This is a genomic window from Winogradskyella sp. ABM4_392 (assembly GCF_056160445.1).
The window spans coordinates 103962-124645 of the sequence record NZ_JBSWXE010000008.1 but is presented as its reverse complement, the minus strand read 5'-3'; the positions used below and the strand labels follow the sequence as shown (position 1 = coordinate 124645).

17 protein-coding genes are annotated in these 20684 nt (G+C 34.1%); 7 read left to right on the top strand and 10 right to left on the bottom strand.

Annotated features, from left to right (window positions below):
- Both ACXAFS_RS14410 and ACXAFS_RS14405 read right to left on the bottom strand, forming a co-directional pair.
- Window positions 1–3101, bottom strand: a 3101-nt coding sequence (locus tag ACXAFS_RS14410) for a pre-peptidase C-terminal domain-containing protein (protein ID WP_475307826.1), incomplete at its 3' end; no start/stop codon positions are given.
- 642 nt (window positions 3102–3743) lie between these two features.
- Entirely contained in the window at window positions 3744–4589 is an 846-nt protein-coding gene (locus tag ACXAFS_RS14405) for a T9SS type A sorting domain-containing protein (RefSeq protein WP_475307825.1), read from the bottom strand.
- 210 nt (window positions 4590–4799) lie between these two features.
- Here ACXAFS_RS14405 and ACXAFS_RS14400 point away from each other — a divergent pair, with 210 nt between their 5' ends.
- Complete coding sequence (locus ACXAFS_RS14400) at window positions 4800–5399, top strand: YdeI/OmpD-associated family protein (protein ID WP_475307824.1); 600 nt, start codon at window positions 4800–4802, stop codon at window positions 5397–5399.
- A gap of 63 nt (window positions 5400–5462) precedes the next feature.
- Here the strand turns inward: ACXAFS_RS14400 and yajC are convergent, their stop codons facing one another.
- The 4 genes from yajC to ACXAFS_RS14380 all read right to left on the bottom strand — a co-directional run bounded on the left by yajC (window position 5463) and on the right by ACXAFS_RS14380 (window position 8570).
- Complete coding sequence (gene yajC / locus ACXAFS_RS14395; protein ID WP_475307822.1) at window positions 5463–5753, bottom strand: preprotein translocase subunit YajC; 291 nt, start codon at window positions 5751–5753, stop codon at window positions 5463–5465.
- Window positions 5754–5759: 6 nt separating this feature from the next.
- Window positions 5760–6308, bottom strand: coding sequence for a DUF1573 domain-containing protein (locus tag ACXAFS_RS14390; RefSeq protein WP_475307821.1), 549 nt, complete (start codon window positions 6306–6308; stop codon window positions 5760–5762).
- A gap of 122 nt (window positions 6309–6430) precedes the next feature.
- Window positions 6431–7342, bottom strand: a complete 912-nt coding sequence (gene nusB, locus ACXAFS_RS14385; RefSeq protein ID WP_475307820.1) for a transcription antitermination factor NusB — start codon at window positions 7340–7342, stop codon at window positions 6431–6433.
- A gap of 124 nt (window positions 7343–7466) precedes the next feature.
- On the bottom strand, window positions 7467–8570 hold the full coding sequence (locus ACXAFS_RS14380; protein ID WP_475307818.1) for a Glu/Leu/Phe/Val family dehydrogenase: 1104 nt from the start codon (window positions 8568–8570) through the stop codon (window positions 7467–7469).
- Window positions 8571–8703: 133 nt separating this feature from the next.
- On the opposite strand from ACXAFS_RS14380, the gene ACXAFS_RS14375 reads away from it, so the two are divergent.
- The 3 genes from ACXAFS_RS14375 (at window position 8704) to ACXAFS_RS14365 (ending at window position 13509) form a co-directional block, all read left to right on the top strand.
- A complete protein-coding gene (locus ACXAFS_RS14375) occupies window positions 8704–10461 on the top strand; it encodes an ABC transporter ATP-binding protein (protein WP_475307817.1) in 1758 nt (585 codons plus the stop codon).
- Window positions 10462–10522: 61 nt separating this feature from the next.
- A complete protein-coding gene (locus tag ACXAFS_RS14370) occupies window positions 10523–10912 on the top strand; it encodes a PUR family DNA/RNA-binding protein (RefSeq protein WP_475307816.1) in 390 nt (129 codons plus the stop codon).
- An 86-nt stretch (window positions 10913–10998) separates the two neighbouring features.
- Window positions 10999–13509, top strand: a complete 2511-nt coding sequence (locus ACXAFS_RS14365) for a M14 metallopeptidase family protein (protein ID WP_475307815.1) — start codon at window positions 10999–11001, stop codon at window positions 13507–13509.
- A 137-nt stretch (window positions 13510–13646) separates the two neighbouring features.
- Here ACXAFS_RS14365 and ACXAFS_RS14360 read toward each other — a convergent pair whose 3' ends face one another.
- Window positions 13647–13988, bottom strand: coding sequence for a tRNA-binding protein (locus tag ACXAFS_RS14360; RefSeq protein WP_475307813.1), 342 nt, complete (start codon window positions 13986–13988; stop codon window positions 13647–13649).
- 82 nt (window positions 13989–14070) lie between these two features.
- On the opposite strand from ACXAFS_RS14360, the gene ACXAFS_RS14355 reads away from it, so the two are divergent.
- Together ACXAFS_RS14355 and ACXAFS_RS14350 are read left to right on the top strand one after the other, a co-directional pair.
- Window positions 14071–14625, top strand: coding sequence for a thioredoxin family protein (locus ACXAFS_RS14355; RefSeq protein ID WP_475307812.1), 555 nt, complete (start codon window positions 14071–14073; stop codon window positions 14623–14625).
- Window positions 14622–15146: a GNAT family N-acetyltransferase gene (locus ACXAFS_RS14350; protein WP_475307811.1), complete on the top strand. Its 525-nt coding sequence runs from the start codon at window positions 14622–14624 to the stop codon at window positions 15144–15146. The genes ACXAFS_RS14355 and ACXAFS_RS14350 overlap by 4 nt, the downstream gene beginning before the upstream one ends.
- A gap of 81 nt (window positions 15147–15227) precedes the next feature.
- On the opposite strand, the gene ACXAFS_RS14345 is transcribed toward ACXAFS_RS14350, so the two are convergent.
- Window positions 15228–15956, bottom strand: a complete 729-nt coding sequence (locus ACXAFS_RS14345; protein WP_475307809.1) for an energy transducer TonB — start codon at window positions 15954–15956, stop codon at window positions 15228–15230.
- A 306-nt stretch (window positions 15957–16262) separates the two neighbouring features.
- A complete protein-coding gene (locus tag ACXAFS_RS14340) occupies window positions 16263–18413 on the bottom strand; it encodes a TonB-dependent receptor (RefSeq protein WP_475307808.1) in 2151 nt (716 codons plus the stop codon).
- Window positions 18414–18543: 130 nt separating this feature from the next.
- On the opposite strand from ACXAFS_RS14340, the gene ACXAFS_RS14335 reads away from it, so the two are divergent.
- A complete protein-coding gene (locus ACXAFS_RS14335) occupies window positions 18544–19221 on the top strand; it encodes a lysoplasmalogenase (RefSeq protein ID WP_475307807.1) in 678 nt (225 codons plus the stop codon).
- Between the two features lie 184 nt (window positions 19222–19405).
- Here the strand turns inward: ACXAFS_RS14335 and ACXAFS_RS14330 are convergent, their stop codons facing one another.
- A complete protein-coding gene (locus tag ACXAFS_RS14330) occupies window positions 19406–20677 on the bottom strand; it encodes an NAD(P)/FAD-dependent oxidoreductase (protein ID WP_475307806.1) in 1272 nt (423 codons plus the stop codon).
- Window positions 20678–20684: the final 7 nt, after the last annotated feature.

Genomic DNA, 20684 nt, shown 5'->3' with positions numbered 1-20684 from the left:
GCTGTTCCTGAATAATCAAATATTCTTACTGTATAGGTTCCTGCTGATGGTGCATCCAAGGTGATTTCCTCTGGACTGCCACTATCGCTACATGCTAAACTCGTAAGATCATCACATGGTCCTGAATAAACAAACATTACTCCATCAAATGAGAAGCCTCCTGAAATATTGTCCAAGCTTAGCGTATAGCTGCTCGTACCGTCTGCTACAAATGTATAGAACAGGTCGAAGGCATCTGAAGATGTAAAGTTGTTACACTCTGCATCCAATCCTGATGCTGTTGCCCCTTCTGTACTGCCTGTTACCGTTACACCACAATCTAATGGAAGTGCTCCTGCACAATCGTCGTTAACTGGTGCTGGCAATGGACATGTAAATGTAAAGTCTCCTAATGAAGCATCACATGCATCATCAGTAGCGTCTACTGTTAAGGTCACAGTATCTCCACTGTTGTATGGTCCTGCAACTACAGTTCCTACCATTACTGGATATGTATTTGTACCATCGCTGATCACGGTTCCTGCAGATCCTGCATCGGATACCACAACTTCTACGTTGAAGGTACCTGTGCCATCTACCTCATTACAGGTCTCTACTACTGCTACACTGTCTATCGTTGGCTCTACACACTCTGGTGGTGCTACACATGATACATTCATGGTATAGGCTCCTCTGTTTGATCCAAAACCACTTACATAGACATAATATGTTGTACCTACTGTAGTCGATACTGTAACCAATGAGGTTGTACCGTCACCACCATCATCGTTACCATCTAAACAGGTTAGGTCTCCACATACTCCTGTGTATACAAAAATCTTAGTATCAAATGATGATCCTGTAAGATCGAAAGTTGCTTCTCCTCCATCTCCCATAAACGCATACCAAACTCCTCCGTTGGTTGCACTTGGTGCTGAAGTTCCGCAATATGTTTGCTCTGAATCTGATGTTGCTGCTGTGGTATCTCCCATTACCGTATCACCACAGGCAACCATTGTCGCATCTGCACATAGATCATTGTCTGGTGCTGGTAATGGACATGTAAATGTAAAGTCTCCTAATGAAGCATCACATGCATCATCCGTAGCATCTACTGTTAACGTAACTGTATCACCACTGTTGTATGGTCCTGCAACTACAGTTCCTACCATTACTGGATATGTATTTGTACCATCGCTGATCACTGTTCCTGCAGATCCTGCATCCGATACCACAACTTCTACGTTGAAGGTACCTGTACCGTCTACCTCATTACAGGTCTCTACTACTGACACACTGTCTATCGTTGGTTCCACACACTCTGGTGGTGCTACACAGGTTAGGTCTAACGTAAAGTCAGCTGTTCCTGAATAATCAAATATTCTTACTGTATAGGTTCCTGCTGATGGTGCATCCAAGGTGATTTCCTCTGGACTGCCACTATCGCTACATGCAAGGCTCGTAAGATCATCACATGGTCCTGAATAAACAAACATTACTCCATCAAATGAGAAGCCTCCTGAAATATTGTCCAAGCTTAGCGTATAGCTGCTCGTACCGTCTGCTACAAAGGTATAGAACAGGTCGAAGGCATCTGAAGATGTAAAGTTGTTACACTCTGCATCCAATCCTGATGCTGTTGCCCCTTCTGTACTGCCTGTTACCGTAACACCACAATCCAATGGAAGTGCTCCTGCACAATCGTCGTTAACTGGTGCTGGCAATGGACATGTAAAGGTGAAATCTCCTAATGAAGCATCACAATCATCATCAGTAGCGTCTAAAGTTAACGTCACAGTATCACCACTGTTGTATGGTCCTGCTACTACAGTTCCTACCATTACTGGATATGTATTTGTACCGTCGCTGATTACGGTTCCTGCATCTCCTGCATCAGATACTACAACCTCTACGTTGAAGGTACCTGTACCGTCTACCTCATTACAGGTCTCTACTACTGATACACTGTCTATCGTTGGCTCTACACACTCTGGTGGTGCTACACATGATACATTCATGGTGTAAGCTCCTCTATTTGTATCAAAGCCGCTTACATACACATAATATGTTGTACCTGCCATAGTGTCTAACGTAATTGACGATGTAGTACCGTCACCACCATCATCATCTCCATCTAAACAGGTTAGGTCTCCACATACTCCTGTGTATACGAAGATCTTCGTATCAAATGACGATCCTGTAAGATCGAATGTCGCTTCTCCTCCATCTCCCATAAATGCATACCAAACTCCTCCGTTGGTTGCACTTGGTGCTGAAGTTCCGCAATATGTTTGCTCTGAATCTGAAGTTGCATTAGTAGTGTCACCCATTACAGTATCTCCACAGGCAATCATTGTCGCATCTGCACATAGATCATTATCTGGTGCTGGTTGCGGACATGTGAAGGTGAAATCTCCTAATGAAGCATCACAATCATCATCAGTAGCGTCTAAGGTTAACGTCACCGTATCACCACTGTTGTATGGTCCTGCTACTACAATTCCTACCATTACTGGATATGTATTTGTACCGTCGCTGATTACGGTTCCTGCATCCCCTGCATCTGTAATCTCGATTTCTATATTGAATGTCCCTGTTCCATCAGGATTACAACCATCCTCTAATGCCACAGCGCCAGTAATTGTTGGTGCTGTACATGTCGGTGGTGGCCCACAAGTAACGTCTGCACTCCAGCCTGTTTCTTGAACTGAACTATCAGAATCAAAAACAAAAGTTATTGCACCAGATGCGTCAGTAGATGTAAATGTATCTCCTATAGAGAGTTGATTAGCGGCATTACCGGCCACTCCACCATCGCCACTTTCTTCGCCACAAAATTCGCCTATGAGCGGAAATGTATCGTCTGGACCGTCATAAACTCTTAACCAATCCCAACAACCAGCTGTTGCTGATCCTCTAGTTTCAATATCTACATAAGTGAATGTTACGCTTACTACATCGCCAGGGTTATCTGGCATAATGGTCGTTGTAGACAATTCGTTTGCAGCATAACCAGCAGCATCGCCGCCAGAGTCAAAAAACGTGTCACCGCATCCAACTTGTGCGTTACCTTGCCAGCAAAACATCAGCAAAAGGATGCATAAATAAATAATTTTTTTCATAAAATTTACTTTAAGTTACTAATTAGGTTAGAATCTTACTTGGGACCTTTAGCACATCTATGATGAATTAAATTTAAAGACATGACTGCTCATAGTAAATGGTTAATTAACGTTAGTAATAGTTGATATATACCAAAAACATCCTAATAATAAGGGTAGCAGTAAGTTGTTGTAGAAAGTGGGCATCACTTATGTTATGCCTAAATCAAAAAAAGTAAACTTGTGTAGAGATTATTAGTTAAAACGTGTTGATGTACATTTCGCAATTAACTAATAGTAGAAGCAAAATGTATGATAAACAAAAAATTAACTAATGAATAAATGTAATTATTGAAAACAAGTTTAGATAATTAATGATTAATAGCACCTCAATGTAGTAAAAAAATATTGTCAATATTAAAGGAATGTTAAATAAATCGTTAAAATGTTAATAATTTCTTTTAACAGTATCCTGTAAATTATTAAAAAGAAAATAATATGATTATTATTTGTATAATAATGTACATTAATCCTTAAATAGAGATTAGTAGGTTATTTTTTGATAATTAGTTAGTAAAGACTGATACAGATAAGATAAGATTAAATCAATCTTCTATGATTTAAAAAAAAATACCATTAGTAGTAATCTTAACGAATTCATTATTAAATAACAATCAATTTCTTAACCATAGTTTTACCTTGAGATTTAAACTCCACAAAGTAAGTTCCTGCATTCAACATTTCATCGGTATTAATAATTAATGTTGAACCACCAGTAAATCCATTACCAGTGTACAATTTGGAACCTAATATATTATAAATTGAAATGTCTAAATCGTTTACACCCAATGGAACGTTTACATAAAATTTGCCGAGATTAGTTGGGTTAGGATGCATCAAAATATCCTCTAAATCAATATTGTTAATAGATAATGTTTCAACCTCAAAAATAATTTTAAAACGATCTCCTGCAATTGATTGAGGAACACCAGAATCTATAGAATAGGCATAATTTATTGTTCCGTTTTGTGGAATTTCAGTAGAAACATCCTCGTAACTGTCATATAAGGTTGCTATAGCATTTTGCATAGAAATACCTTCGGCTACAATAGTGTAGTTGGTATTTCTATAAGTATTAACCTCTAATTGAACTTCTTCTTGATCTACTGGTGCTGCTCTAGTTTCTATACTTAGCAAAACACCATTGTTGTTAATCGAAAAATTTTCATCTAAATTGGTAATATCTGGTGCATCATTTGCGTCAACATCATTATTTCCATCTGTATCAAAAAAAATTAATACTCCATCTGCCGCAGTTTCATTATTAGCTAAAGCATTACTTTCGTAAAGCGACAATCGTAGCTGCCCAAGACTTGTTAACTCGCTTACTTCCGAAACTGATGTAATTTCAAAATTTGTGCTTTGATAGTGCTCTGAATCATTTATATGCGTTTTTACATGAACAAACAGAAATATAAATGTATAGATGATATAATAAGGTGTCTTCATTTTACCGAAATTAGATTATAAGTTGATTTAAAGATATACCATAACCAACATTTATAATGAAGAAGTAGAGATTGTAGATAGAGCAAACTAATTGTTGTAAACTTAATCAAAATTTACACATCAGCAAAAGCAATGTAATTCATAAAAGAATTATGAAACAAAACTCAAATTGTAGAAAAATGTAAATTTGAACCTTAAAACTTTATTAAAATGAAAAAAGTCTCATCAGTTGAAGAATACATAGCAGTAAATGCACACTTTGGAGAAGAGCTCTCTATTCTTAGAGACATTATTAATTCTACTGAATTAGAAGAAACCATAAAATGGAGTGCACCTACTTACACTTTAGACGGAAAAAATGTTATTGGTCTTGGTGCTTTTAAAAACCATTTTGGTATTTGGTTTTTTCAAGGTGTCTTTTTAAAAGATGAGGCTAAGTTACTTACCAATGCTCAAGAAAACAAAACGAAAGCCTTAAGACAAATGCGTTTTGAATCTAAAGCAGACATTAATAAAAGTGCTGTTTTAAAATATGTAAAAGAGGCTATTGAAAATCAACGTTTAGGTAAAGAGGTAAAACCTCAACGTAATACTAAAGCTGTTGTTATCCCTACAGAATTAAAGAATGTATTTTCTACTAACCAAGAATTAAAGGATGCATTTAAATTATTAACACCAGGAAAACAGAGAGAATATTGTGCACATATTAGTGAGGCTAAACGAGAAGCAACAAAACAATCGAGAATAGAAAAAATAACACCTATGATTCTTAAAGGTGTTGGTTTGCATGATAAATACAAAAACTGTTAGAACTATACATTAAAAAAGCCACTCAAAATTGAGTGGCTTTTCTAATATGATTATAATCCAAACTTACTTTACTTTAGCTGGAGTATTTAATTTTTTACTCATTTCCATTGAAATTGCAGAACGGTCAAACTTAATTTTACCTGCTAAGGTTTCTATAACACAACTGTTATCTTTATCGTTTAACTCTACAATTTTACCGTGCATTCCGCTTTTTGTAATTACACGGTCACCACGCTTCATTTCGCTAGCGAACTTTTTCTCTTGCTTTTGACGCTTTAATTGTGGTGCAATCATAAAGAAATACATCACGGCAAAAATGGCTACAAATGGTAAAAATGAACCTAATCCTTCCATCGTAAATTAATCGTGGTTATGACCTTCATGGCCAGGTTTAGTAGATGTTTTAGTATTTAGCATTGGATTCTTAGGCGTAGTTGCCTTTTTTTCCGCTGCTTTTTTAGCTGCTTCTGGATTGTTAACCATTGCAGTAATTTTAACAACCTCAGTTCCTTTTTCTGTATTAGTTGTCATAGTTAAAGACTTAGATACTTTTCCATTTCCTTTACCATTAAACTTTACAGTAAACTGACCTGTTTCACCTGGTGCAACTTCTTTAGTATAATTTGATGGTACAGTACAACCACAAGTACTCTTAATGTTACTAACAACAAGCATAGAGTTACCTTTGTTTGTGTACTTAAAAATTGTTTCTACAGGAGTACCGTTTTCAATTGTACCAAAATCGTGTACAGTTTTATCTAATTCCATCACCGGGAAATTACCAGCATTGGCATCTCTTTCTGCTGCAACGGCTACATTTTCTGAATTTACTTTACTAGCTGCATCGTCTTTACAAGAAGTAAAAGCAACCATGCATAACGCACTAAATCCTAAGATAATCTTTTTCATTACTTATATTTTAATTAATACTATTGATTTACTAAGTTGCCAAAGGTAATAATTATTCCCTGCAATTAAAACTTTTTAGGATAGCCTTTACAACTCTCGAAAGAAATATACTACACAATCAATTACATTAAACCTCTACCTGTTTTAGGATGCAAGTTTTTTGATTGGTATTCTTTTACGATTTTATCTAATATTCCATTAATAAACAAGCTACTTTTGGGCGTAGAGTATTCTTTAGCGATTTCTAGATATTCATTAATGGTTACTTTATAAGGAATGGATGGAAATTTCTGAAATTCGCACAATGCCATTTTTAGTAACAAACCATCTAAACTTGCTAAACGTTCTGTATCCCAATTGGTAGTCTTTTTAGATATTTCATCAGAAAATTTAGAGTTATTCAATATTGTCTTTTTGAATAATTCTTTGGCAAATTCTTTATCGTCTTCGTCCTTATATAAATCTGGCAATAATTTAGTTTCGGGAGACGTAAGCTTTATTTTGCCCAATACTTTTAAAAGTACAGTATTTACCACAGGAAAGTCATCGACCCAAGTCAATTTTTTATCTTCAAAATATTCATAAAGCTTATCATTTGGTGCTATGATTTCTGTGTAGATATCTAAAATAAATTGCTTATCTGTTTTTAAACCTGTTTCTGGATTATTTACATAATCTTCGTAAAGTTTACTGTTTTTTATCTCTTTGAATAAAATATCTACGTACTCAAAATCTAAATCCCAAAAATTCAGTTTTCGTTTTGTTATAACCTCATGCAACATTTTATTATCACTGATAATACCTAACAGTAAGTTGTCTTGAAATTTAGTGTTTGGATTTCTATCTGAGTCTGATCCTAATAGTTTTTTCTGAAGCTTATTATTATAATCCTTACTCTTTTTGTGCAATTCTGTGAGTAAAGCCAAGATAGAAAGGTACAAGTCTAACATGCTATCTAAACTGTGCATCAAAAACTTCTCGTCTTTTGCCAAGTCATCACTTTCATGACCTTTAAAAGCGTACAATGATTGCATTACTTTTATTCTAATATGTCTTCTGTTGAGCATGTATACAGAACTGCTTTTTATAGGTTATTAAAAAAGGTGAATCGCTATCGATTCACCTTGCAAAAATACTATTATTTAACTCTGAAAAAAATTATTTAGAATTTTCTCTTTTACGAGTTTCTATACGTTCTCTTGCTATATTTAATGCAGCAGTATTAGTAGTAAGATTATTTACTTTAGCATTATCTAAAATTTCAAGCGTTGTATTATAAATATTTTCAGTTTTACGCATGATTTCTTGTCTATCGTAATTCTCTAACTCCGCATAAACATTTATTATCCCACCAGCATTAATTAAGAAATCTGGAGCATACACAATACCTCGTTCTTGAAGAATTCTACCATGCTTATCTTCTTCTGCCAACTGATTGTTAGCTGCACCTGCAATGATATCTGCTTGTATTCTATTTATGGTATCATCATTAATAGTAGCTCCCAAAGCACATGGAGCGTAAATATCCATAGGTTCACTATAAATATCATTACCACCATATATAGTTGCTCCATACTTAGAACGTACTTCTTCAAGTCGTTCTTGGTTAATATCTGCAATTGTTACTTTAGCACCTTCATTTACCAAGTGTTCAACAAGTGCTTCACCAACATGTCCAATACCTTGTACGTAAACCGATTTATCTTCTAATACATCTGAACCGTATTTGAATTTCGCTGCAGCTTTCATTCCCATAAATACTCCATAAGCTGTGATTGGCGAAGGATTACCTGCACCACCTTTATTCTCAGATATACCAGTTACATAAGGAGTTACTTCTCTTACAGTATCCATATCTTCAGTAGCCATACCTACATCTTCTGCAGTGATATATCTACCACTTAGAGAGTGCACAAACTCACCAAAACGTCTCATCAACTCAGGAGTTTTTTGAGTTTTGGCATCACCTATAATTACAGCTTTACCTCCACCAAGGTTTAATCCTGTTATCGCAGACTTAAATGTCATACCACGAGATAGACGCAAAACATCATTTAGTGCTTCCCACTCATTATTATAATTCCACATTCTGGTACCACCTAAAGCAGGACCTAAAACAGTATTATGGATGCCAATTATAGCTTTTAAACCAGTATCTTTGTCGTTGCAGAAAACGATTTGTTCGTGGTCATCAAATGAAACCTGACCAAATACTGGATCTGCTTTTGAAAGTTCCTTAGAACTTATTAATTCTGAAGTCATTATTGATTAAGATTTAAGGCTGTTTGAAAATAATTTAAAAACAGCGAGCAAAAATAAATTATAATTAGAGGATTAGCAAAATATTAACGTCAAAATCAGATTATCATAATACTTTTGACTGACCAAATGCAACATGAAGGCACTAAAACATCTAAATAAATACTTTTTTAAATACAGATACCGATTGATTATCGGTGTAATTATTACCATAGTATCTAAGATATTTGTCTTATTTACACCACGTTTCGTAGGAGATTCTATAAATATTATCTCAGATAAACTAGATGGTAAAATTACTTACGAAGTTTTTAAAACAGACCTCATTACAAATGTCTTGTTAATAATTGGTGCTGCTGTAATAGCTGGTTTGTTTACATTTTTAATGCGACAAACCATTATAAACGTATCTCGATATATTGAGTACGATTTAAAAAATGAGATCTACCAGCATTATCAGATTCTGTCTTTAAACTTTTATAAATCTAACCGAACCGGAGATTTAATGAATCGTATAAGTGAAGATGTTGGTAAAGTGCGTATGTACGTTGGTCCTGCTCTAATGTACACCATAAATACAATTACCTTATTTACTGTAGCAATTATTTACATGGTAAATACAGCACCGAAGCTTACACTATACACATTATTACCTTTACCAATTTTATCTGTTTCTATTTATAAATTGAGCAGATTAATCAATAAACGCAGTACGATTGTACAACAATCATTATCTACTTTGTCTACTTATGCACAGGAAACCTTCAGTGGTATTTCTGTAATAAAATCTTATGGTATAGAACCAAAAACTAATGATGAATTTGAAGGGCTTTCAGCAGAAAACCGCCAAAAACAAATTAACCTAACTAAGGTACAAGCACTTTTCTTCCCATTAATGATTTTATTGATTGGTATTAGCAACCTTATCGTTATTTATGTTGGCGGATTGCAATATATGAATGGTGAAATTGAAAATATTGGAACCATTGCCGAGTTTATCATTTATGTAAATATGCTAACTTGGCCTGTTGCTACGGTTGGGTGGGTAACTTCATTAGTACAGCAAGCAGAAGCCTCTCAAGAACGTATTAATGAGTTTCTAAAAACTGAGCCAGAAATTCAGAATAAGGTCAATGAGCTTACACCTATAAAAGGCGATATTGAATTTAAGAATGTTTCCTTCATTTATCCAGACACTAATATCGAAGCGCTTAAAGACATTAGTTTTACTTTAAAATCTGGAGAAACCTTAGCAATATTAGGTAAAACAGGTTCTGGTAAATCTACCATTTTAGACCTTATCGGTAGACTTTACGATATAGATAATGGTAGTATTCTTATTGATGACCAAAAAATATCAGAGCTCAACCTATATAGCCTAAGAGAAAGTATAGGCTACGTACCACAGGATGCATTTTTGTTTTCAGATTCTATAAAAAACAACATTAAGTTTGGTAAGGAAGACGCCACAGACGAGGAGGTAATTGAAGCTGCAAAAGATGCTAAAGTCCATAAAAATATAGTAGGTTTTAGTAAAGGCTATGATACAGTTTTAGGAGAACGTGGTATTACACTTTCTGGCGGACAAAAGCAACGTGTATCAATTGCGAGAGCTATTATTAAAAAGCCTGAAATCCTTTTGTTTGATGACTGCCTATCTGCTGTAGATACAGAAACTGAAGAAAAAATTCTTAAAAATTTAGTTAGACTAACTAAAGACAAAACTACTATCATAGTTAGTCATCGTGTGTCTTCTGCAAAAAACGCAGATCAAATTATTGTATTAGAGGATGGTAAAGTTTCCCAAACCGGAAATCATGAAAATCTCATTAATGTTGAAGGCTATTACAAGGAACTTTACACAAAGCAACTCTCAGAAAAAGAAATACAATAAATAGTTTGCCAGTTTACTTTTTTTTTAGATTTTTGAGTTGAAATTAAAAAAAGATTGACTTATGAGCGATTATGAAATGACGGATAAAGAAGAAATTTATTCTAAAGTTTTACGCGCAGGCAGACGAACTTATTTCTTTGATGTAAGAGCGACAAAAGCAGGAGACTACTACCTAACCATTACCGAAAGTAAAAAATTTACCAACGACGACGGCTCTTATCACTACAAAAAGCATAAAATTTATCTTTACAAAGAAGATTTCACTGAGTTCAGAGAAATTTTAGCTGAAATGACAGATTACATCATCAACGAAAAAGGTGAAGAAGTAATCAGTGAGCGTCACCAAAGAGATTTTAAGCGTGAAGATGATTTTGTTGCCCAAGAAGCTAAAACATCTGAAGACTTAAACGGAACTGATAGCTTCACAGATATAAGTTTTGACGACATTTAGAATTAACTTCTGTTAAATTATAAAAAACCCTGACTAGAATTAGTCAGGGTTTTTTATTTTTAGGGTTTAACCAACATTACAAATACATGTATCGTATTGCTCTAATTTTCCTTCTATTTACCGCTACCCTTTTTTCGCAACCTAAAACAGATTTATCTTATTATCTACCCAGTGATGTAACCTATAATTCCAATATACCAACACCTGAGAGTATCATAGGACATGAGGTTGGTGAGTGGCATATTACACACGATAAACTTGTGCAGTACATGCGAGAACTTGCTAAAGTTTCTGATCGTGTAAGTATAGAAGATAGAGGCAAAACTTTTGAAGGCAGACCACTTGTTTTATTAACTATAACATCACCTTCTAACCATACGAATTTAGAGATTATAAAAACACAGCATATAGAAGCCACAGAAAATGATGACGCAAATTTTAATAACAAACCTATTGTAGTGTATCAAGGCTTTTCCATACATGGTAATGAGCCTAGCGGATCCAATGCAGCATTAGCTTTAGCTTATTATCTTACTGCAGCTGAAGGCTCTAAAATTGATAATTTACTAGACAATACTGTAATACTTTTCGACCCATCATTAAATCCTGATGGCCTACAACGCTTTGCGTATTGGGCAAATACAAATCGTGGTATGAATCTCAATGCAGACCCTAACGACAGAGAGTTTAGTGAAGTTTGGCCTGGTGGACGTACAAATCATTATTGGTTTGATATGAATAGAGATTGGCTACCTGTACAGTTACCAGAGTCTAGAGCACGTATACAAACATTTCACGATTGGTTACCAAATATCTTAACCGATCATCATGAAATGGGTACTAATGCGAGTTTCTTTTTTCAACCTGGTATTCCGTCACGCACACATCCTTTAACTCCAAAAATGAATCAGGAACTCACAAAAGGTATTGCCAAATATCATGCTAAAGCATTAGATAAAATTGGATCTTTATATTATTCTGAGGAAAGTTTTGATGATTTCTATTACGGTAAAGGTTCTACGTTTCCGGATATAAATGGAGGAATTGGTATTTTGTTTGAACAAGCTAGTTCTCGTGGCCATCTGCAAGAAAGTGATAACGGACTTCTCACATTTCCTTTTACTATTAAAAACCAGTTTACAGCTGCATTATCTACGCTTGAAGCTGCAAATGGAATGCGAAAAGAAATACTAGAATATCAACATGATTTTTATAAAAACGCACGTAAAGAAGCTTCAAAAGAAGGAAACAAAGCTATAATCTTTGGTGATGAAAAGGATGCAGCCAAAACCTATCATTTAGCAGAAATTCTTAAACGCCACAACATTAAATTTCATGATTTAAAATCTGATGTTTCATTAGATGGTAAAACCTATAAAAAAGGTTATAGCTACGTGATTCCTAAAAACCAAAAAAACACACGACTCATCAATGCGATGTTTGAAAAGCGAACAACGTTTCAAGACAGTTTATTTTATGATATTTCTGCATGGACGTTTCCACTAGCTTTTAATCTCGATTATACTGAAACTAGCATGGAAAATGCCAGCAGTGTTGTTACTGAGTTAAAACATCTACAGGGTGGAGTATCTTCAAAAAGCGAATATGCTTATTTATTTCCATGGAATGAATATTATGCGCCAAAACTGCTAAATTCAATTCTTAAAAAAGGAATTCGCGCTAAGGTAAGCATGAAAAATTTTAAAGCTAATGGAAAGGCTTACGATTATGGTACGATTATGATTCCTGTGCAAAATCAGGTCATGGATGCTTCTGAATTGTATTCATTTTTAAATACTATAGCTCAGGAAAGTCATATTAAAATAGATGCAGTATCTACAGGTTTAAATGACGGTATAGATCTTGGAAGTCGAAATTTTAAAGCTTTAGAACTTCCTAAAATAGCCTTATTGGTTGGTGAGGGTGTCACTTCTTATGATGCTGGCGAGATCTGGCATTTACTAGATACCAGGTATGATATTGTACCAACAAAATTAGATACCAAAAATTTTAGCAGAGCTGATTTAAGTAGGTACAACACTATTATAATGGTAAATTCTAATTCGGCATTAGACGATGGCAATACTAAGAAACTAAAACAATGGTTACAAGATGGTGGCTCTCTTATAGCTTACAGAAATACACTGCGCTGGTTAAATTCTAATGAGCTACTAAAAATTGACTTTAAGAAAAAAAAATCTATAAAAGCAAAAAACATAAGCTTTGAAGACCGTAGTAATTTTAGAGGAGCACAGGTTATAGGTGGTGCTATTTTTGAAACAACATTAGATCGTTCTCACCCAATCAATTTTGGCTATAAAAACGACAAATTAGCCGTGTTTAGAAATACAACATTATTTATAAACGTAAACAAAAATAGTTACGACAATCCAATTCAATACACGGTAAATCCATTATTGAGCGGTTATATTTCTGAAGAAAACTTAGACAGTTTAAAACAGACCATTCCATTTAAAACAGGAAGAATTGGACGCGGAAAAATCATGGCTTTTACCGACAACACCAACTTTAGAGCGTTTTGGTATGGTACTAATAAATTACTGATGAACGCTATTTTCTTTAGGGATGAGATGTAGTGAGTAGTGAGTAGTGAGTAGTGAGTAGTGAAACTAAAAATCGTCTAAATCCATAAAAAAAGATAATCTAAACTTCTCAACAACTCAACGAACTAACGATTAACCGTTTACGCAATTCAACAATTAAACAACAAATATCACGATACTTGCGAACCGTTCTTCACCTTATTTTCAGGATGCAATAAGAACACATCATTTTCTTTCACTGCACCAACAACAAGGCACTCGCTCATAAAATTAGCAATCTGCTTTTTAGGAAAATTAACAACTGCTACAATCTGACGGTTTTCTAAATCTTCTTTTTTATACTGCGTTGTAATCTGAGCAGACGATTTTTTTATACCTAAATCCCCAAAATCTATAGTGAGTTGAAAAGCAGGTTTATGTGCGTTTGGAAAATCATTGACCTCAACAATGGTTCCAATCCTTAAATCTACCTTTGTAAAGTCTTCAAATGTTATTATATTATCCGTTGTCATGCTGAACTTGTTTGGCTACGCCGAATCTTTGATTTCAGTATATTTTAATCCTTTAAATGAACTTCTAAAATACAAAAATATAATGGCTTTAACACCGTCAAATATGTTGCCTTTAGGCACAAAAGCTCCAGATTTCAATTTAGTAGATACTAAAGACAATCAAAAAAAATCATTAAACCAACTTAAAGGAACTAATGGCACATTGGTAATGTTTATATGTAACCACTGCCCTTTTGTAATTCATGTTAATGAAGCATTAGTAAAACTAGCAAACGATTATATATCAAAAGGTATTAACTGCATAGCTATTTCAAGTAATGATGTAGAAAACTATCCGCAAGATGGTCCTGATAAAATGAAAATACATGCCGAAGAAAACCATTATCCTTTTCCGTATTTGTATGACGAAACACAAACTGTAGCAAAAGCTTATGACGCTGCATGCACACCAGATTTTTTCTTGTTTAATGAAGATTTAAAATTGGTTTATACTGGGCAATTGGATAGTTCTAGACCAGGAAATGATATTCCTGTAACTGGTAAAGATTTAAGAGCTGCTATGGATGCACTTTTAAACAATGAAACTATAAACCCAAACCAAAAACCTAGTATGGGTTGTAATATTAAATGGAAATGAATGTCAAAATAGAATCAGAACGTCTTTACCTTAGACCAATCAAAGAAGATGATGACCAAGACTTCTTTGAGTTAGACTCCAATCCTAAAGTACACGAATTTTTAGGAAACAATCCTGTGAAATCGATTGAAGAGTCTCGTGGCTACATTAAAAGCATTTTACAGCAGTATAAAGATTATGGAATTGGTCGTTTAGCAATGATAAAAAAAGATACTGGTGAATTTATTGGTTGGTGTGGACTAAAATTTGAGCGCGAAGTACGCAAAGAATTTGATTATTATGATTTAGGCTACAGGCTAAAAGAAGAGTTTTGGGGACATGGTTACGCTACAGAAGCTGCAATTGCATCTTTAAATTATGGTTTTAATGATCTAAAACTCAAAGAAATTTCTGCAGCTGCGTATGCTAGACATACGGTTTCTAATATAATTCTAAAGAAAATAGGTTTAAAGTCTTCTGGTACTTTTACATATGATAATGAACTTTGTAATTGGTATACTTTACAAAATCCAAATCTATAAATAACAAAACCTCTTCTTTCGAAGAGGTTATGCAATCAATCAAAAATTTCTCTAAACCATATAATGAATTTAATTTATTGTTTATTGTTGTTGTAATTTAAAGTTAATTGGTATACTATAAGGAACACCTACTGGTTTGTTACGTTGTTTACCTGGTTCCATCTTTGGCAGTAAGCTTATAATACGTGACGCTTCTTTTTCTAACAACTCATTAGGTCCACGTGTTTGAATCTTAGCTACCTTACCATGCTTATCTATTAAGAAGAATACAAATACTCTACCTTGGATATTAAGTTCTGCAGCTGCATCAGGATATCTAAAGTGTTTGTGTAAGTGCTCTTGCATTTTTTCTTGGAAACAAGCTTTTAGTTCAGCATTATTACCTGTACAGCCTGGGAATTGAGGTACTCTTTCAATAACAGCAAATGGTACTTCTACATCTTCCTCAACTTCTTCTACCTCTACCTCATCTACGCTTACAACACGTTCTTCGATAATATCATCTTGCCCAATCTCACTACTTTCAACAACTGTTTCCTCTATTTCAACAACGTCTTCTACTACAGTTATAGCTTCAGAAACTATCGTTTTTGGTGGTGGAGGTGGTGGTGGAATATTAATAGTCGTAATAGGAATATCTTCTTCCAACTGCTCTGTCAACATTAAGACATCAATCTTAGTCGTCTCTGTTTCGTAAGTCTTATGTTCTAATCCTAAGTATGTAAGGAGTAACATTACGTTTAAGCCAACAGCAAAATATAAACTGCTGTTTCGACCTACATTGGCTCTTGGGTTCTTCTTTAGTTCCATGACGTTTAATTTTATACTATAAAGTTACCCATCATAAAGCGTAAAACATATGACATTTATCATGTTTGAAATAAACCCGCTATTTTAACATTTTAATCGTAATTAACGTGAGTTCGATTTAAAAAAAATCATTTTCAATAACTTAGACTGTGTAAAGAGGATATGTCACCTTGAGCGCAGTCGAAAGGTCTTTAAAAATTTGAATTTCGAATAGGTTTCGACTGCGCTCAACCTGACATAAGTTGTAATTCTTTGGCAATCAACATAAAGATAGAATAGTTATGTCGAACTCACGTTAATTAGGATTTAGAGATTATCTAATTGATTATCGCTACCATCTTCACTAATGGTCCAAAAGAAGCCTACAAAAAAGAACTGATCTGCTGCAGGTCTTAATGCTCTTCGGCTAAACTGACCGTTAATATCTGCTGTATTTGCGTATTGATAACCGTTTACGTTTTTAACTCCCAAAACATTATTCACTGAAAAGTATAATATCTTTTGCTGGTCTAGCAGGTATGCCCAGTTTACACTTAGACTATTAAAAGACTTTGTGCGTTCACCCAAAAATTCGTTTGTATTAGGATTGGTATATGGTCTTCCTGAAGAAAAACCATAACTAAGTCCTACTTGGCTTTTCCAACTATCTATCCAATACTTACCAACTATTGATAAATTATGATTTGTAGCAAATCCTGGTTGTGCTGATGTTTCAAAATTTCTGTAGTTACGTTCGGTATCTAAATAAGAATAGCTTACCCAATAATCTAGATTTTTGATGCTAGTATTATCTCTCCAAAACAAATCTAAACCTTGCGCATAACCATCGCCATTAGACGTGTAATTACTATCAAAAGAGGTAAATTCAGTATCAAACTTTACTAAGTTATCATAATCTTTTCGGTAAGCTTCTGCTCTAAAGATTTTACCATCATTAACGTATTGATAGTTTAATATGTAATGTGACGTTTTTTCAGCCTTTAAATCTTGATTAAACTTTAGTATTGAACTATTAGGGTTTTGATAAAAATTACCATATGCCAAAGACACTTGCCCATTTTTAGAGGTTTTGTAAGCTAATGCAGCCCGTGGCGAAATATCTAAATCGCTAAATATTGAACTGTAATCTGCTCGCAATCCTACTTTTAAGGCTAAATCTTTTGAGAAAATTAAGTCTGCCTCTGCAAAACCTGCTGTTATGTTGTTATCATAGCCATAATCTAAGTCTATTGATGCTTCTTTAAAATCTTCATTAAAGTCTGTGATAAACTGCTCTGCGCCAAAACTCAACTTAAACCTACTGTTAAATCTCTTTTTTAATTTCAGCTTTACATGTGCTGAGTTTTCAGAATTTTCAATATCGCTTGTCATAACACCAAGATCATTCTTAGCATAGGTGTAACTTAAACCAGAACTCAAAGTCCAGTTATTTCCCAAAATTCCTTTGTAGGATGTATTAAGATAGAAGTTGTTATTATTCAATTTAAAATCTAAACCATCTTCTAGGTTTATATCTTCTTGGGTGAGTTGAAATTTAGCAGTATCAAAAGCAGCATAAAACTTTAGCATTCCATTATTAAGACGATATCTGTAAACCATTTCTCCTTGAGCACCTTGGTAAGGTGTTTCCCATTCGTTTCTATCTTTAAAAACCTCTAAATAAGGTGCTAGATTAATGTAGGTGGCATTAAAGCTCAATGAAGAGCGTTCCCATTTTTGGGTATTTCCTAGAGCGGCACCAACGGTCATTAAACCTATATCTGTTTTTTCTTGGTCTGGCTCATCAATTGTATTTAATAGTAAAACACTAGATAATGCCTGACCGAATTCTGAAGAGTAACCACCTGTTGAAAAGGTTATACCATCAAATAAAAATGGTGAGTAGCGTCCACGAGTTGGTATATTATTAGTAGTAGGTGAATATGGAGTAAATACCCTTATACCATCAATAAATATTTGGGTTTCGTCTGCATTACCACCACGTACAAATAAGCGTCCATCCTCAGCTACATTAGATGTACCAGGTAATGTTTGTAATGCTCCAACAAAATCTCCAAGCGCACTTGCTGTAGTTACAACATCCAGTGGTTTTAAAACTGAAACTTTACTGTTATCATTTGCTTCAAATGTACCTGCACTTAGAACTACCGCATCTAAAGTTTCTACATCTTCTCTAAGAATAATAGTAAGGTTATTAAAATTTGAAACATCATTTACAATGGTTTTTGTTTCATATGATAAAAATGAAACAACCAAGGCTTGTGTACCTGTTTCTTCTGTTGTAAACGAAAATCGTCCATCTACGTTAGATGTTGCTCCATCATAAGTTCCATCGAGATAAATATTAGCTCCCTCAATAGGCTGGTTTTTGTTATCCAACACTTTACCGGAAATTGTGGTTTGCGCATAGCTTATGTTGATGAGACATAAAACTATTAGTGTAATTAACTTGTTCATTTTTTGATTGATTTGATTTACCTTATTTTGATGAGACAAACTTCAATCATTATGATGTATTACTAAATTCTATGTTACCGAGTTGTAATTTTTAAAGGACGAATTGAATATTTTTAATTAATTTCAAATTATGAAACTAACCAACACCGAGAAACAATTCAGTATTCTATTTTTTGTAATTGTACTTTTTGAAATCCTCACAGGAAGTACAGAAACCTTACAAATAGCACACTACATAGCCAAGCCTGCAATAGTTATCAGCTTAATGTTTTTATTTATTAAAACGTTTGGAGGCATTTCAAAATCTATAAAACGGATTACGCTTTTGGCTTTAGTGTTTTCGTTATTAGGCGATATATTATTAATGTTTGTAGAGCAATCACCTCACTTTTTCACCATTGGGCTCGTTGCTTTTTTAACTGCACATATAATGTATATTCTAGTATTTTTAAAACATAGAAATAAACAAAAATCAATTGTTGGTTTTGTGATGCTACTATTAGTGTATGCTTCAGGGTTATTCTATTTACTAAAAGATGGTTTGGGAGAGATGCTTATTCCTGTCATTGTATATATGATTGTAATTTTGAGTATGGCAACAACTGCATTTATGAGAAAAGGAATGGTAAACAATCTCAGCTACAATTTGGTGTTTATTGGTGCTATTTTCTTTATGATTTCTGATAGTATTTTGGCGTTGGACAAATTCTACCAACCTCTACCATTGTCCAATATAAGCATTATGCTAACCTATGCTTTGGCGCAGTTTTTAATTGTAATAGGAATTTTAAAATTGAAAAAAGGTTAAGACTTACATCTTCAGTTTTATGAAAATATGACATAATTGATGCGTCAATTCGAGTGGATTTTTCGATTAAAATGAGAAAAATTTGTATCGAGAATCAGAATTATAACATTAAAAAAGTTCTCGATACAATTCCTCGTACCTCAGAATCACTCGAACTGACGAATTTTATAAAGATAAAAACGGTTTACTTCTTAAACGGTCTAATAATTAATCGTGCTGCTTTATCAAAATTAATGTAGTTATACGTCCAGTTGAAAAAGACAATTACTCTATTTCTAAAACCTACCAAAGACATAAGGTGTACAAACATCCAAATAAACCATGCAAAAAAACCACCAAATTTAAAGGCTTTTAAATCTACAACAGCTTTATTTCTACCTATTGTAGCCATGGACCCTTTATCATTGTAAACAAAGGGTTTCATTGGCTTATTATTAATTAATCTCAGCAAATTTTTTCCTAACAAATTGCCTTGCTGTATAGCTGGTTGTGCTACTTGCGGATGACCTTTAGGATAATCTTCTGAAGTCATTAGTGCAATATCGCCAATAGCAAAAATATTATCGTAACCTTCAACTTGATTAAATTCGTTTACCTTGTATCTGTTAGCACGATCTACCAAAGCAGAAGCATTTAATCCTCCTACTGGTGCTCCTGTAACTCCTGCTGCCCATATTAGAGTTTCGGACTGCATTTTTAAGTCTGAGTTTGTAGTAACGTCTAGACCATTATAACCAGTAACAAGCGTATTGCAATGTACCTTAACTCCTAAAGCCTTTAAGAATTTCTCTGCCTTTTTTGAAGCATGTTCACTCATTGGAGGCAATACTCTTGGAGAGCCTTCTAATAAGTGAATGTGCATATCTGTAGGATTAAGATCATGATAATCTCTTGGCAAAATATTATTCTTTAATTCTGCAATAGCACCTGCTAATTCTACTCCAGTTGGTCCACCTCCTACAATAACAAAGTTAAGATAGGCTTCGCGCTCTTCTTTTGTATTGGCAATTGCTGCTTTTTCAAAATTTTGAAGAATAAGACTTCTAATATTTAATGCTTGCGGCACACTTTTCATTGGCATACTGTTATTTTCAACCTCTTTATTGCCAAAAAAATTAGTTTTTGTTCCTGTTGCCAACACTAAGTAATCGTAGGTTAAATCTCCAATGCTGGTTTTAATATTTTTTTGCTCTGGTTGTATCTTATTGACTTCTGCCAATCTAAAAAATGAAGTTTTATGCTTTTTTATAATTTTCCTCAGTGGATAAGCTATAGAATCTGGCTCCAATCCAGAACTAGACACCTGATATAAAAGTGGTTGAAATGTATGATAGTTATGTTTATCTATAAGTACTACTTGGAGATTTTTATTCGCTAAGGTTTTTGCTAAATTTATGCCAGCAAAACCACCACCAACAATGACAACTCTTGGTAAATTAGACTCAGGAATATTCATGGAAAAC

Coding starts and splice junctions, on each gene's coding strand:
- ACXAFS_RS14405 (WP_475307825.1), bottom strand. CDS start 4,589: ATGAAGACACCTTATTATATCATCTATACATTTATATTTCTGTTTGTT.
- ACXAFS_RS14400 (WP_475307824.1), top strand. CDS start 4,800: ATGAAAAAAGTCTCATCAGTTGAAGAATACATAGCAGTAAATGCACAC.
- yajC (WP_475307822.1), bottom strand. CDS start 5,753: ATGGAAGGATTAGGTTCATTTTTACCATTTGTAGCCATTTTTGCCGTG.
- ACXAFS_RS14390 (WP_475307821.1), bottom strand. CDS start 6,308: ATGAAAAAGATTATCTTAGGATTTAGTGCGTTATGCATGGTTGCTTTT.
- nusB (WP_475307820.1), bottom strand. CDS start 7,342: ATGCAATCATTGTACGCTTTTAAAGGTCATGAAAGTGATGACTTGGCA.
- ACXAFS_RS14380 (WP_475307818.1), bottom strand. CDS start 8,570: ATGACTTCAGAATTAATAAGTTCTAAGGAACTTTCAAAAGCAGATCCA.
- ACXAFS_RS14375 (WP_475307817.1), top strand. CDS start 8,704: ATGAAGGCACTAAAACATCTAAATAAATACTTTTTTAAATACAGATAC.
- ACXAFS_RS14370 (WP_475307816.1), top strand. CDS start 10,523: ATGAGCGATTATGAAATGACGGATAAAGAAGAAATTTATTCTAAAGTT.
- ACXAFS_RS14365 (WP_475307815.1), top strand. CDS start 10,999: ATGTATCGTATTGCTCTAATTTTCCTTCTATTTACCGCTACCCTTTTT.
- ACXAFS_RS14360 (WP_475307813.1), bottom strand. CDS start 13,988: ATGACAACGGATAATATAATAACATTTGAAGACTTTACAAAGGTAGAT.
- ACXAFS_RS14355 (WP_475307812.1), top strand. CDS start 14,071: ATGGCTTTAACACCGTCAAATATGTTGCCTTTAGGCACAAAAGCTCCA.
- ACXAFS_RS14350 (WP_475307811.1), top strand. CDS start 14,622: ATGAATGTCAAAATAGAATCAGAACGTCTTTACCTTAGACCAATCAAA.
- ACXAFS_RS14345 (WP_475307809.1), bottom strand. CDS start 15,956: ATGGAACTAAAGAAGAACCCAAGAGCCAATGTAGGTCGAAACAGCAGT.
- ACXAFS_RS14340 (WP_475307808.1), bottom strand. CDS start 18,413: ATGAACAAGTTAATTACACTAATAGTTTTATGTCTCATCAACATAAGC.
- ACXAFS_RS14335 (WP_475307807.1), top strand. CDS start 18,544: ATGAAACTAACCAACACCGAGAAACAATTCAGTATTCTATTTTTTGTA.
- ACXAFS_RS14330 (WP_475307806.1), bottom strand. CDS start 20,677: ATGAATATTCCTGAGTCTAATTTACCAAGAGTTGTCATTGTTGGTGGT.